Here is a 13,412-nt window from a genome sequence, read left to right as displayed (position 1 = left end):
TATTTTTCAAATTCTTAAACAAAATTAATAATTGTAAAAGTGTTATACCTAAAAAACGCTTTAATGAGGTGTTCAGTTGGGTTTTTAGCAAAAAAAAAGTGAAGAAAATTTTCTTCACCTTGTTTAATGTTATTTCAAAATGATTAATTATTTTTCCTGAAAGACCTGTTCCAGTTCTTCCAAATACTCTTTAATCTGTCTTATGTAATGGAGTGCTTTTACATTTTTTGGAAATCTAAGATCCTGTCCCACTATCTGATATCCAGAGATCACTATTTCAGACTCATTGAATTCCTGGGAGATACAGTCAATGTATCCTTGGACTTCCTGAGAATTAGGGGAAGTCGTGATGACGGTCATGAGGTACTCTGGTCTGTGCAGCCTATAAACCAATTGTAAGTCTTCTTTTGGAGTACTTTGCCCCAGATAAATGACTTTGTGTCCTTTTGATTTAATAAGGAAAGTAGCGAACAGCAAAGAAATTTCATGAAGTTCACCTTCAGGAAGAAACAGTAGAAATTTTTTCCCACCACCTTTATTGACCTGACCATCAATGGCAACTATAAGTTTTTGCCGTACAAGATTACTTATGAAATGTTCCTGTGCAGGATTGATGGCTCCTGTTTGCCAAAGTACTCCAATTTTGGAAAGAAAGGGATAAATAATATTGAGCATGGTTTGCTCAAAACCTATCTTCAAAATATTGGTGGAAAGTACTTTTTCAAATCTTTCCTCATCCATTTCTATCATGCAGATCGTCAAAGCATGGATCTGATCGTCATAAGTAAGATTTTTCTCGGTAAGTCTAATGACCTCCTCTCTCATTTCCAAAGAGGACATTCCGGCGATTTTACTTATTTTAAATCCATTGTCATTGAGTAGCGCAACATTCAAAATAAGCTTGAGATCATCGTCATCATAATAGCGTATATTGGTATCCGTACGCTTTGGGGAAAGCAGATTGTATCTTTGCTCCCAAATACGTAAAGTATGGGCTTTGATACCTGATAGCTGTTCTAGATCCTTTATTGAATAGGTACTCACTTTTCTTTTGGTTTATAAAATTTTTTGGGCACTACAAACAAACCGAATGATACTGCATCGTCTTTCTTGTTGGTGGCATGATGGGCTTGGTGGGCTTTGAAGATTCCCAAAAGAAATTTATTTTTTGGTCTTTCAAAGACCTTCACCCTTCTATGCACCAGCATATCGTGAATCACAAAATAAAGTAATCCATAAAGGCTGATTCCGACACCAATCCAAAACCTATAGTCCAACTCACCTATTCCTAGTATGATCAGCAGTACAGCAACGGACCCAAAGAGTAATGAAAACAAATCATTGAGTTCAAAGAACCCTTTGTTAGGTTGATGGTGTGTCTTATGGATGCTCCACAATGGACCATGCATAATATATTTGTGAATAAACCAACCTGATAGTTCCATGGCTACAAATCCAATGATCACAAAGAGAATGGCATACATCATAGGGTTAACTTTAAAGTATTCAGATTGTTTAAGATTTGTTTTTGTATTAAAGAATTAAATTCAAGACAGCAAAGAAGGCGATTAAATTGAACAAAAGATACCAAGAAATTGCATTTTCCTTATGAAAATTTAATTTTCTGTAGAAAACCTGAATGAGGAAAGCTACTGCTAGCCAGCCAATAAAGTTGGAAAGTGGGATGACATCGCCTTGCCAGCTCCAAAAATCCAATTGAACTGCCACTGGTTCTATGATCACATCTATGGCCATCATCATCAAAGCTGCTAAAGCTGAGGCCAGCCAATCGTTGTCAATCTTATGGGCCAAGAGATTTCCGGTGCAATACACCAAAATCAGCCAGTTGACCCCAATCATCAAGGGTACCTCAAACAATTGAAAACCCAAGGCTTCTCCATACCAATAATTGCCAAAAGGAAATCCGGTATGCACTCCTAAAACCTCAGATCCATATCCAATAATGAAACCTATTAATAAAAACATCATAAATGCCATATTCCAGCCTCTACGGAAATAAAGTAAGATGCCAAAGTTCAGTAACAAGTGAAAGGGTGTGAGTAGCTGAAAGTAGGGCCTTGTTAAGGGAAAAGCCATCCCAAAAACGCCAACCAAATAAAATATGCTGATGATTGCCTGGAAAAGACTTAATTTATTGTTCAGTATAGCAGACAGACCGGTATTCTTTTTTGCGAGAGTTGGCTGGGACATGATATCGGGTAAGAATCAATTTTTCTATTAATCTGAATTTTAACTTCAGAAACCTATATTTGTTATCTGTAGAGTGCGACAAAAATAACCAATAAATTGATATTCAATGATATTATATAATGTGACGGTAAATATCGAAAAGCAATACGAGGAGGAGTGGGTAACCTGGATGAAAAGCACCCATATTCCCGATGTGTTAGCTACCGGCAAATTTGTGGAAAACAAGTTTTACAGGATCATGCATGATTCTGAAGATGGCAGCGCAAATTACTCCGTTCAATATTTTGCAGAAAATATGGATAGGCTCATGGAGTATCAAAGGGAATTTGCTCCTGCCCTCCAACAGGACGCCATCAACAAGTTCAAAGATAAGTTTGTGGTGTTTAGGACACTTTTGGAAACTGTAGAATAGGTGGGATGTCCGTAATTATAAAAGTCGATGATTCAGCAAGATGTCCCTGGTGTACAGGTTTTGACCTTTACCGGGAATATCACGACAAAGAATGGGGATCGCCTGTAAGGGATGATAGAAAGCAGTTTGAGTTTTTGGTTCTTGAAAGTGCCCAAGCAGGATTAAGTTGGGCGACCATTCTCAAAAAAAGAGAAGGGTATCGAGAAGCATTCGCAGGTTTTGATTATGAAAAAGTGGCCTCTTTTTCTCCTTCCCAAATTGAATCCTTGATTCAAAATCCGGAAATAGTCAGAAACAGAATGAAGATTGAAGCTGCGGTCAACAATGCCGGGAGGTTTTTGGATGTCATAGAAAAGCACGGTTCATTCAGCAGTTTTATATGGGATTTCGTAGATGGTATACAAATTCAGAATCATTTCAAGAATATGGGGGAAGTTCCTGCAAAAACCCCCATTTCTGACAAACTTGCCAAGGAAATGAAAAGGATTGGATTTAGATTCCTTGGAAGTACCATTTTATATGCCCACATGCAGGCCACTGGTTTGGTTAATGATCATTTGGTTACTTGCTTCCGTCACAAGGAACTGATGCATTAAAAAAGAGGCTGTCTCATAAATTGATCTTCAGATTTATTAACCAAACAAAATTCTGCTTAAGAGTCAATTCCTTTGTGACTTAGTGGCTTTGTGGCTAAAAATGCCACGAAGGCTCTAAGACACAAAGTTTTACTGATTACAAACAAAATAAATTTTTGGTAATTTATTAAAGCATTGACTTATGAGACAGCCTCTTCTCATAAAGCTTAAAAACCATATTCCTTAATCTCGCTTATTTTTTTGGTTTGTAGGCATCTTTATATCTGCTCCATATTTCGTAAATAGGGTTCCCTGTGGAGCTTAAGCCGCTATGATGCCATTCTCCGTCAACTATACTGTAGTTAAAATTTAAACTGTCCCCGACCCTGGAATCGTCTCTGGAAAAGAATTCTATCGTTTCGGTATATATTCCATCAATTGCGGTGTAAGTGCCCCCACCAGAGCCCATAAATTCTTTAGTGCCAGAATTGAATGCAATCCACTGGAATCGTCCACCAGTTAGGATTTTGACCGTACGTCTATCACCTGGAGTGCTTCTGGAAATCTCACCATCGCTTTTCCTTCCAGTAAAGACCCAATTATTGGTGAGCTCATCGCTTCCTTCCCCGATTTTTTCCCAGATTTCAACCAAAGTCTGACCATCTTTTTCAGTGGTGATGACCATTTTTCCGTCGGCCATAGTGATGTGAAATTTTGTGGTATTTCCTACAAATTCGGGATTAAAGGTGTAAAAATCCAAAGTCTCTGAGTAATCATTTCCACTTAAGGAGAACTCTCCTCCCCCCGCACCGAGGAATTTGTTGCTTTCACTTTCTTTGGCCCCGAATGCAAAATATCCATCTTGGAAAAGTTTGACATACTCTTTATCGTCTACAGGCTGTCCGTTTTTGTGGGTCATTTTCCAGGCCCCTTCAATATTTTGGGCCCATAGAAGTCCCGTTATAAACAACAATGGCAGTAACAATATTTTTTTCATGATATGATTATGTTAGGTTTATACTACCAATTTACCATATATAATGCCAATATGAAAACCTTTACCTTAGGAGATAGCAAAGAGCAGGTAGAAAAAATGCTGCCAGAAAAGCAGATTAAAGTAGTACAACTTGGTCAAATGAAGGTATGTGTAGTCAGAATTTCAGATAAGTTTTATGTCTTCGAGACTAACTGTCCCCATAGAATGGCGAACCTCAGTCAAGGATGGGTTAACAAGCAAAGTGAGGTAATCTGCCCCTTACACGAATACCGTTTTGACCTTTCTACAGGACAGGTCAGGAGTGGGGATTGTGGAGATTTGAAGGTTTTCAAAGCGGATATCACCGAAAAGGGACTTAAAATTTCTCTTCCTTAAAATGTTTTATTTGGACTTGAATATAAACTTTTCCAAAGTTCGAATAAAAGTAAAATTAAACACTGAAAACTAATTTAAACTTTGGAAAAGTTAACCCAGACAATATTGATTGTCCGTCAATGAAGTTTGGCCCCATTAGGCACTGGGAAATCAATGGATGACAATACTACTTCACCATTTTCATTTGCAAATCCAGTTACCAAGACCTCCGACATAAAGTCTGCTATTTGCTTTGGAGGGAAATTGCACACACATAACACCTGCTTTCCCATAAGGTCTGAAGCTCCATACAAGGCCGTGACCTGAGCAGAAGACTTCTTGATTCCTATATCACCCAAATCAATCCAAAGTTTGTATGCAGGTTTTCTGGCCTTTGAAAAATTTTCTACTTGTATGATAGTTCCTATTCTTAGGTCTATTTTCTGAAAATCACTAAAGTCAATCGTTTGCATTGGTATTTATTTTTTGTAAATTTGGAAACATTTCGGTAAAAACCAAGTTTAACCTAAGTTCTACAGCCACCTTTCAGACATGTCATTGATATCCAAAATTCTAACTGAAAACAAAGTCCAGTTCTTGGTAGCAGTCACTTTTTGTTTCCTTGCGAGTTTTGCATCTTTTGCCCAATCAGACCGAGAAAGGCAGCTTAATGATCTTCCAAGGAATTCGGACATTTACAATTCTTATGAAAGTCCTGAATCCAACTATGATACCAGAGTAGAAAATTCAGTTAGAAGTAATTCTACTTCTCAGACCAGAGACGAAGCAATATTGAAACCCAGTTCACAGAACAAACGGGATAATCCTATTTACAGACATGGTGGTGAAAAAGACATCAAAAAGGAAAACATGTCTACACTATCATTTAACCTATTTCTCTATATAGTAGACAAATTCAAAGAAGATTAATGCAAATACCAATAAATCCAAAAAAAGAGGCTTATGGCCTCTTTTTTTTATTCTTTTGAGGAAAGGCATTTGAGTTTGACAACAAAATCCCAAATACTGATTCCCATAGTCACCGCTATATTCAGTGAATGTTTGGTTCCCAACTGTGGAATTTCAAGAATATAGTCACAGGCCTTTAAGACTTTGTCATCTACACCAAAAACTTCATTGCCGAACACAAGCGCATATTTTTCCTGCGCTTTTGGTTGAAATTCATTCAGTTGGATACTATTTTCAACCTGTTCCAAACCACAAATGGTGTAGCCATTTTTTTTCAAGAATTCTATAGCCTCAAGAGTATCGGGCATATGTTCCCATTCTACAGATTCGGTAGCACCTAAGGCAGTTTTCTGAATGTCTCTATGGGGAGGAGTTCCGGTAATTCCACAGAGATAAATTTTTTCGAGCAAAAAAGCATCCGAAGTCCGGAATGCAGACCCGACGTTGTTGAGGCTTCGGATATTGTCCAGAACCACTACTAAAGGGGATTTTTCTACAGATTTAAATTCCTCCACTGAGAGCCTGTTCAGCTCTTCCATACTTAATTTTCTCATGCTGTTTTGTTTCCCTTTTGATATATTATAATTTCAGGCTTTTAAGAATTTTCAAAAATAGCAGAAAGAAAACAATTGCGTAGGATATGGCCAAGGTGAAATCAAAGGAAGTAAAAGAAACCCCGCTCATGAAGCAATACAATGCGATCAAGGCAAAGCATCCGGGAGCATTGCTTCTATTCAGAGTCGGGGATTTTTATGAGACTTTCGGTGAAGATGCAATCACAGCCAGCAAGGTTCTGGATATCGTTCTCACCAAAAGAGCCAATGGAGCCGCCTCACACATCGAACTTGCGGGATTTCCCCACCACTCCCTGGACAATTACCTGCCCAAATTGGTCAGAGCCGGCAATAGAGTGGCCATTTGTGATCAGCTGGAAGATCCAAAAGAGGTAAAAGGAATCGTAAAGAGGGGGGTGACCGAACTGGTGACACCCGGACTCTCTTTCAATGATAATGTCCTGGACAAAAGAAAAAATAATTATCTCGCATCTATTTATTTTGGAAAGGAAGCACTGGGAGTTTCATTCTTGGACCTTTCTACGGGGGAGTTTATGGCTGCAGAAGGTTCCCAATCCTATATCGAGAAGCTACTTCAGAGCTTTGCTCCTTCCGAGGTCATTTTTTCGAAAGCTTTCAAAGCAAAAGCCCAGGAAATACTCAAAGATAACTATACATTTTTTCATTGTGAGGATTGGGTGTATCAGTATGATTATACCTATGAGAAGCTTACCACCCATTTTTCCACAGCCAATCTCAAAGGCTTTGGGATAGAAACCATGCAAATGGCTACAATAGCTGCTGGAGCCATATTGTATTATCTGGAAGAGACAGAGCATAAGGAAGTAAAGCATATTGTGTCCATATCCCGGATTGCAGAGGAAAAATACGTTTGGTTGGATAAGTTTACTATCCGTAACCTCGAGTTGGTGTTTCCCCAGCAAGAAGGTGGGGTTCCTTTGATCGCCATATTGGATCAGTCAGTCACTCCTATGGGGTCTCGAATGATGAAAAAATGGATGGTGCTTCCTTTGAAAGAGAAAGAACCGATAGAAGAAAGGCTCAAAGTGGTGGAGTTCTTTTTTGAAGAAACAGAATTGGGAGAAAAAATCCTCTTACACCTCAAGCATATAGGAGATTTGGAAAGGCTCATTTCCAAAGTTGCCGTAGGAAGAATCAATCCAAGGGAAATGAATCAGCTGAAAAAGGCCCTCAAAAACACCCTTCCTATCAAAGAGCTGCTCAGACAATCCAGCAGCAGCACCTTAAAAAAACTTTCAGACCAGATACACTCTTGTGAATTTTTGCTCGAAAAAATAGAAAAGGAGCTTCAGGAAGATGCTCCAATGCTGGTTCATCAGGGCAATATCATTAACGATGGCGTAGATGCGGAGCTGGATGAATATAGAGGTTTGGCCAATACAGGCAAAGATTATCTGGTAGCCCTACAGCAAAGGGAAATGCAGCGTACAGGTATAAGCTCTCTTAAGGTTGCTTTCAATAAGGTCTTTGGGTACTATCTGGAAGTCACCAATGCCCATAAGGACAAAGTGCCTCAAGAATGGATCAGAAAGCAGACTTTGGTCAATGCAGAAAGATACATCACTCCAGAGCTCAAAGAATATGAAGAAAAAATCCTCAACGCGGAGGAGAGGATGATTGCCATTGAGCAGAAATATTTTTTGGCTTTGGTGCAGGATGCTTCGGAGTACGTGACCCAGGTACAGCAGAATGCCAGAGTGTTGGCAACGATAGATTGTTTGCTTTCTTTTGCTACTGTAGCTAGATCTAACAGTTATTGTATGCCCAAGATTTCGGATACAGATTCCCTTGAAATCAAAGATGGTAGACACCCAGTGATCGAAAAGCAATTACCTGTAGGGGAACCTTACGTACCCAATGACATTTACCTGGATAATGATAGCCAACAGATCATCATCATTACGGGCCCTAACATGGCCGGTAAATCAGCCTTGTTGAGACAAACTGCTTTGATTGTCCTAATGGCTCAGATGGGGAGTTTTGTGCCTGCGACCTATGCCAGAATAGGGATTATCGACAAAGTTTTTACAAGAGTAGGTGCTTCAGATAACCTTTCAAAAGGGGAGTCTACCTTCATGGTCGAAATGACAGAGACCGCCAGTATCCTGAACAATCTCTCCGATAGGAGTTTGGTACTGATGGATGAAATCGGCCGAGGGACGTCTACCTACGACGGGATTTCCATAGCATGGTCTATCGTAGAATTTTTGCACAACCATCCAAAATTCCGCGCCAAAACGCTTTTCGCCACCCATTACCACGAACTCAACCAGCTCACTGAAGATTTTTCTAAAATCAAAAACTTCAATGTTTCGGTCAAAGAAGTAGGGAATAAGGTCATTTTTATGAGGAAACTGAAGGAAGGTGGAAGTGAGCATAGTTTTGGTATCCATGTAGCTCAAATGGCAGGTATGCCAAATGCTGTTGTACTGAGGGCATCCGAAATTATGCTTCATCTGGAAAAGGACAAAGCATTGAACAATTCAAAGGAGAAAATCAAAGAAATGCCCAAGAACAATTACCAACTGAGCTTGTTTGAGATGGATCCAAAATTTAAAGAAGCTCAGGAGATGCTTGAAAAAATTGATATCAATACTATATCTCCTGTAGAGGCCCTGATAAAGCTAAATGAAATAAAAAAGAAACTTGAAGGGTGAAAATTCAGTTTAAAAGGTAGATTGTTTTTAAACTAGACTGTTTGCTTATGGGAATTAGCTTAATAGAGGAGCTACAAAAACAAAAAAAACTCTCGGAATTTTTCTCTTATTGGAAAGATAAAGGGCCTGTATCCATCCCAGATGAAAAACAAATCATAGAAGATTTGAAAAAGTTAAGTCAGACGCTTTCTATGAAGGAAGGTTTGATCATGGGATGTTTTGATTACAGAGATCTCAGTTTGGCTTTTTTTACTAAAAATATTGAGGAAATTAGTGGTTATTCTGCAGAGTATTTGGAAAGTAATGGTGTCGCCGGAGTGATTTCAGCCCTTCATCCAGACGATGCCAGAGAGCATGTAGCATTCAACAACAAGGTATTGGAGCATTTCAATTCAGCCAGCTTGGAAGAAAAAAAAACCTTTGAGCTTTCTTATACCCTAAGGTGGCTGCATAAATTTACTCAGGAAGAGATTTGGTTTTTCACAAAAGCCAAGCCCTATTTGATAGATGAACACGGCAATTTTATATATGATCTTCACATAGGTTTTCAAGTTACCAACAACGAGCACTTAACAGGATATGACTGGAGTTTCTCTTATGTAAAAGATTCAGGGAAAAAGATACTTTACAAGAAAGGAGATTTTATAGTTGAGAAGTCTCTTTTGACGAAAAAGGAGAAACAGATTGCAATAATGATTGCTCAGGGGATGGGGTCTCAGGAAATAGCAGATGCTTTATCGATATCTGCTAATACGGTATTTACGCATAGGAAAAAGATTCTGAAAAAGTTAAATGCCAAAAATACTGCAGAAATGATCAGGATTTTGAGCAATTTAAAGATAAATTAAGTTGCTGATTATCAATTTTGAGGGTGTGCTGAAGTGTAAAGCTTAAAATTTTTTTTAGAAGTGCCTTTTGCAATTTTGGAAAATGGGTATACCTTTGCACACACAAAAGGGGAAAACGAAAGGATTTCCTCCAAATGTATTGAAAAGCGAGAGTAGCTCAGTTGGTAGAGCACGACCTTGCCAAGGTCGGGGTCGCGAGTTCGAATCTCGTCTCTCGCTCCATCCAAAGCCCTTGAAAAAGGGCTTTGTTGTTTAGAAGAAAAAGTAGCTCAGACATGCGTCGGAGTGAAGCCGGGATGGTGGAACTGGTAGACACGCAAGACTTAAAATCTTGTGGCCATTAGGCCGTGCGGGTTCGATTCCCGCTCCTGGTACAGAAGCCTCGCAGCAATGCGGGGCTTTTTGTTTTTATTCATGATTTGTCCTTGGACATATACGCTTAAATTCGTTAACATCTAGGTCTTCAATATCCTTTCATTTCAACTTCACTTAAGAATTGACGTTAAATCTGCCGGGGAATAATTGATTGATTTAAGGGTTTTTCTATCTCCTGCTCTGTAAACCAAATACAGGTTTTCTTCCTTTTCAAAATAGCATTCTACACCCTGACTTTGATAATGGGCCATGGTGGCTTTGGCTTCTTCTTCACTTTTACATGCTTTGCTCATGTTGGACCTTTGAACTTCGTCAAAGAGGTCTCGGAATTTTTCAGCAAGCCCAAATTCCAAAATGGCACCCGAAAGTACATATTGAAGATCGCATAAGGCATCCGCTATTTCCACGATGTCTTTGTTTTGAATTCCTTCCTCCAGTTCCTTCAGTTCCTCTGCGAGCAATGAGACTCTCAGTTGACACCTGTTAGTGTCAGGAACTTGAGGATTATCCAAAATGGGGTGCTTAAATGTCTTGTGAAAGGCGGCTACAGAAGTGAGACTTTTCGGATCTTGCATGTTGACTTTTTCTTTTTTTCCAATTCAAATAAAACAAAAAAGGCCGGAATTTCCGGCCCTTTATAATATTAATGGTCTGTTATTTCTTTCTAAAAGTAACTGCTGAAGACACGTTACTTTCTATCTGTGTCAGGATCGTTGCATTGTCATCAGCGGAACCTGGTCCGATCTCGATCATTCCGTCAGCATTGCTGTCCACAGCGGTAGAAAAGTCCACTCCTTCAAAAAGTTTGTTTAGATCAAATACCAATTCCATGGCTGTCTCTCCATCTACCATTACCCCATCTTCTTCTTCAGCACTTGCACTGATCAAAAGTTCTTGGTCGAGCCAGATTTGAGAATCTTCGCCATCGATCTGCCCAAAAATCCAAAGTGATTTATTGTGCATGGTCTCTGATTCTTCAGTTTCGGTGTTTTTGTAAAGTCTCAGGTCAATTTCCTGATAACTTCCTTCCGGAGTCTGGCCTTCTGCAATGGTTTCGGATTGAACACTTCCGCCGTTCATAAGAATCAAAGTCTGCTCTTTTGAGGCGTTGCTTTGTAGCGATGCATTGACAGCAGTATTGAGAGTGATTCCCCCAAGTCCTATCCCAGCCAATAAATCAGCTTTGGCAGCATAACGCATTTCCACTTCCTTGATCCCCACTTTGAAATCGGTAGTAGAAAACCCATTGACAATGATCCTCTCATTGAGTTCAGGAGGATTGGTATTCTCTCCCTCTACAGTTGCAGAAAGGGAAGCACTGCTCTTTGGTTCGTCAAAAGTTTCGTCTTGATCTTCTGTACAGGCCCATCCTAAAGCCAAAACGGATACCATTAAAAATCCTTTTGCGTAATTCTTCATACTTTTTTTCATAGTGAAATAATTGTTGGTTTGGCTACCTGTTTTTGCAATTGGTATGCCACCAAGTCCCTATTTCACCACCAAAATTCCTGAGAAAATGGCCATAATTAAGAAAAAAATAAAGGTTTTGGAAAAAATATAGCGGACCCTTTAGAGCCCGCTAAGTTTTAACTGTTTCGTTTTTTCTTATATTTTACCGTGCAACAATTGCTCAGCTTTTAGTAAGAATAGCATACCTGCTACTCACTTCGTCCCAATTGATCACATTCCAAAATGCCGACACATAATCGGGTCTTCGGTTTTGGTAATTTAAATAATAAGCATGTTCCCAGACATCTATTCCCATCAATGGAATTCCCTGAAAATCCGAAAGATCCATTAGTGGGTTATCCTGATTTGGCGTAGATCCTACTTGCAAGAGGTTATTTCTGTCCAAGACCAACCAGGCCCAACCGGAACCAAATCTCCCTTTGGCCTCATCTTCAAATTTTGTTTTGAATTCATCAAAGCTGCCGAAAGCCCCGTCAATAGCCTCCTTAAGGTCTCCACTTGGTTCTCCACCTCCGTCTGGTGACATGATTTTCCAGAACAGCTCATGATTGTAATGTCCACCACCATTATTGCGCATTTTGGTGGAGTACTTGGACATGTTCATCATTACTTCTTCCAGAGGTTCGCTTACATCTACACCTTCTTCTGATGCAGCCTCAGCAAGATTATTGGCATAGGCAGCAGCATGTTTGGTGTAGTGGATCTCCATGGTCATGGCATCAATGTGCGGTTCCAGAGCAGCATAATCATAAGCCAGTGGGGTTTGCTCAAAACCGGTACTCAATGCAGGCTTGTCTTCGAAGTCTACATTTCGGCCACCGCAAGCTGTCAAGAATGCGGAACCAACAGCTGAGCTGCCAATACCCAACATTAGGGTAGCCTTAGAGCTATGGCTTAGAAATGATCTACGGGACACACTAAAAGTTTTCTTTTTCATATAAGTTGGTTTTAATTGAATGAAATATTCATACACAACACGGTCCAATTTAGGGATTTCGGCCCGATAAAAAAACCGAAAGTAAGACAATAAGTCTGATTTTCTGACAAGATGCTTATGTTTGCATAACCAATTCTTATTGGTTTGGTTTTTGAAATTAAAGTTTTCCCAATCAATTGTGGGCTATAGCCAATGGAAATTTCCTTTTATAAATATCAAGGTACAGGCAATGATTTTGTAATGATAGATGACAGGTCAGCAGCCTTTCCGGAGCAAGATCTGAAGCTTGTAAGCAGAATTTGTGACCGAAAGTTTGGAGTAGGTGCAGACGGCCTTATCCTTATACGCCACAAAGAGGGTTATGACTTCGAGATGGTGTACTTCAATGCAGACGGAAGCCAAAGCATGTGTGGCAATGGTGCAAGATGTGCAGTGGCTTTTTCCAGGTTTTTGGGGATAATTGATGAGTCAACCTACTTTCTTGCTATAGATGGAGCTCATGAAGCCCGGATTTCCGAGGGAATTGTGCGCCTCAAAATGGGTAATGTAAAAAGCCTTACCAACAAAGGAAAAGATTACTTTGTCAATACCGGCTCTCCGCACCATGTACGTTTTGTGGAAAATGTAGAACTCTACCCGGTAGTCGAAGAAGGTGCTAAGATAAGATATGGTAAGGATTATGAACCTGGTGGCACTAATGTCAATTTTGTGTCGGTCTTGGAAAGTGATCACATTTTTGTCAGGACCTATGAAAGAGGTGTGGAGGATGAAACCCTTTCCTGCGGAACAGGGGTAACCGGATGCGCTTTGGTCTTTGGCTCCAGGAATGAACTGAGAAAAGTGAGGATCAAAACACTTGGAGGGGATTTGATGGTGAGCTTTTCGGAATCTGCCGGTGGTAATTTTGAAAATATTTTCCTCATTGGTCCCGCGGAACAGGTATTTGAAGGGAAATTTAAGATAGACTGGCCTCAGGTTTAGAAGGTCATCATGTAAAACGTGCTCATCGCG

16 protein-coding genes and 2 tRNA genes are annotated in these 13,412 nt (G+C 39.7%); 9 read left to right on the top strand and 9 right to left on the bottom strand.

All coding sequences use genetic code 11. From position 1 onward, the window contains the following. Window positions 1-147: 147 nt before the first annotated feature. From EGN73_RS15920 to EGN73_RS15910, 3 genes are read right to left on the bottom strand one after another with little or no spacing between them, the layout of a single operon-like run. Entirely contained in the window at window positions 148-1,044 is an 897-nt protein-coding gene (locus tag EGN73_RS15920; RefSeq protein WP_219292054.1) for a MerR family transcriptional regulator, read from the bottom strand. Next, window positions 1,041-1,487, bottom strand: coding sequence for a sterol desaturase family protein (locus tag EGN73_RS15915; protein WP_219292051.1), 447 nt, complete (start codon window positions 1,485-1,487; stop codon window positions 1,041-1,043). The genes EGN73_RS15920 and EGN73_RS15915 overlap by 4 nt, the downstream gene beginning before the upstream one ends. A 46-nt stretch (window positions 1,488-1,533) precedes the next feature. Beyond that, window positions 1,534-2,211: a carotenoid biosynthesis protein gene (locus tag EGN73_RS15910; RefSeq protein WP_219292048.1), complete on the bottom strand. Its 678-nt coding sequence runs from the start codon at window positions 2,209-2,211 to the stop codon at window positions 1,534-1,536. Between the two features lie 106 nt (window positions 2,212-2,317). On the opposite strand from EGN73_RS15910, the gene EGN73_RS15905 reads away from it, so the two are divergent. Both EGN73_RS15905 and EGN73_RS15900 read left to right on the top strand, forming a co-directional pair. Then, on the top strand, window positions 2,318-2,623 hold the full coding sequence (locus EGN73_RS15905) for a DUF4286 family protein (protein WP_219292045.1): 306 nt from the start codon (window positions 2,318-2,320) through the stop codon (window positions 2,621-2,623). Window positions 2,624-2,628: 5 nt separating this feature from the next. After that, on the top strand, window positions 2,629-3,219 hold the full coding sequence (locus EGN73_RS15900) for a DNA-3-methyladenine glycosylase I (protein ID WP_219292043.1): 591 nt from the start codon (window positions 2,629-2,631) through the stop codon (window positions 3,217-3,219). A 232-nt stretch (window positions 3,220-3,451) separates the two neighbouring features. Here the strand turns inward: EGN73_RS15900 and EGN73_RS15895 are convergent, their stop codons facing one another. Then, window positions 3,452-4,195, bottom strand: coding sequence for a hypothetical protein (locus EGN73_RS15895; RefSeq protein ID WP_219292040.1), 744 nt, complete (start codon window positions 4,193-4,195; stop codon window positions 3,452-3,454). Between the two features lie 51 nt (window positions 4,196-4,246). On the opposite strand from EGN73_RS15895, the gene EGN73_RS15890 reads away from it, so the two are divergent. Continuing rightward, window positions 4,247-4,570 (top strand): Rieske (2Fe-2S) protein, encoded by a 324-nt coding sequence (locus EGN73_RS15890; protein WP_219292038.1) that lies wholly within the window; start codon window positions 4,247-4,249, stop codon window positions 4,568-4,570. A gap of 116 nt (window positions 4,571-4,686) precedes the next feature. Here EGN73_RS15890 and EGN73_RS15885 read toward each other — a convergent pair whose 3' ends face one another. Then, window positions 4,687-5,022 (bottom strand): tRNA-binding protein, encoded by a 336-nt coding sequence (locus EGN73_RS15885; RefSeq protein ID WP_219292035.1) that lies wholly within the window; start codon window positions 5,020-5,022, stop codon window positions 4,687-4,689. Between the two features lie 79 nt (window positions 5,023-5,101). Here EGN73_RS15885 and EGN73_RS15880 point away from each other — a divergent pair, with 79 nt between their 5' ends. Further along, entirely contained in the window at window positions 5,102-5,479 is a 378-nt protein-coding gene (locus tag EGN73_RS15880) for a hypothetical protein (RefSeq protein ID WP_219292033.1), read from the top strand. Window positions 5,480-5,526: 47 nt separating this feature from the next. On the opposite strand, the gene EGN73_RS15875 is transcribed toward EGN73_RS15880, so the two are convergent. Further along, entirely contained in the window at window positions 5,527-6,072 is a 546-nt protein-coding gene (locus EGN73_RS15875) for an RNA methyltransferase (RefSeq protein WP_246611614.1), read from the bottom strand. 86 nt (window positions 6,073-6,158) lie between these two features. On the opposite strand from EGN73_RS15875, the gene mutS reads away from it, so the two are divergent. The 4 genes from mutS to EGN73_RS15855 all read left to right on the top strand — a co-directional run bounded on the left by mutS (window position 6,159) and on the right by EGN73_RS15855 (window position 9,993). Further along, window positions 6,159-8,771, top strand: a complete 2,613-nt coding sequence (gene mutS, locus EGN73_RS15870; protein ID WP_219292031.1) for a DNA mismatch repair protein MutS — start codon at window positions 6,159-6,161, stop codon at window positions 8,769-8,771. 47 nt (window positions 8,772-8,818) lie between these two features. Continuing rightward, window positions 8,819-9,619, top strand: a complete 801-nt coding sequence (locus EGN73_RS15865) for a LuxR C-terminal-related transcriptional regulator (protein ID WP_219292028.1) — start codon at window positions 8,819-8,821, stop codon at window positions 9,617-9,619. A 146-nt stretch (window positions 9,620-9,765) separates the two neighbouring features. Further along, window positions 9,766-9,841 (top strand) — tRNA-Gly (locus EGN73_RS15860). A 68-nt stretch (window positions 9,842-9,909) separates the two neighbouring features. Then, window positions 9,910-9,993, top strand: a tRNA-Leu gene (locus EGN73_RS15855). 111 nt (window positions 9,994-10,104) lie between these two features. Here EGN73_RS15855 and EGN73_RS15850 read toward each other — a convergent pair. From EGN73_RS15850 to EGN73_RS15840, 3 genes are all read right to left on the bottom strand, one after another. Then, window positions 10,105-10,569 carry a pyrophosphohydrolase domain-containing protein gene (locus tag EGN73_RS15850; RefSeq protein ID WP_219292025.1) on the bottom strand — a complete coding sequence of 155 codons (465 nt, stop codon included), beginning with the start codon at window positions 10,567-10,569 and terminating at the stop codon, window positions 10,105-10,107. A 79-nt stretch (window positions 10,570-10,648) separates the two neighbouring features. Continuing rightward, complete coding sequence (locus EGN73_RS15845; RefSeq protein WP_246611613.1) at window positions 10,649-11,413, bottom strand: hypothetical protein; 765 nt, start codon at window positions 11,411-11,413, stop codon at window positions 10,649-10,651. 211 nt (window positions 11,414-11,624) lie between these two features. Beyond that, complete coding sequence (locus EGN73_RS15840) at window positions 11,625-12,401, bottom strand: superoxide dismutase (protein ID WP_219292019.1); 777 nt, start codon at window positions 12,399-12,401, stop codon at window positions 11,625-11,627. A 192-nt stretch (window positions 12,402-12,593) separates the two neighbouring features. On the opposite strand from EGN73_RS15840, the gene dapF reads away from it, so the two are divergent. Further along, on the top strand, window positions 12,594-13,382 hold the full coding sequence (gene dapF / locus EGN73_RS15835) for a diaminopimelate epimerase (protein ID WP_219292017.1): 789 nt from the start codon (window positions 12,594-12,596) through the stop codon (window positions 13,380-13,382). Window positions 13,383-13,412: the final 30 nt, after the last annotated feature.

It is taken from the genome of Arthrospiribacter ruber, assembly GCF_019343195.1.
Lineage (GTDB): Bacteria > Bacteroidota > Bacteroidia > Cytophagales > Cyclobacteriaceae > Arthrospiribacter > Arthrospiribacter ruber.
The sequence above is the reverse complement of the archived record's forward strand: the minus strand, read 5'-3'. Positions and strand labels throughout refer to the sequence as shown.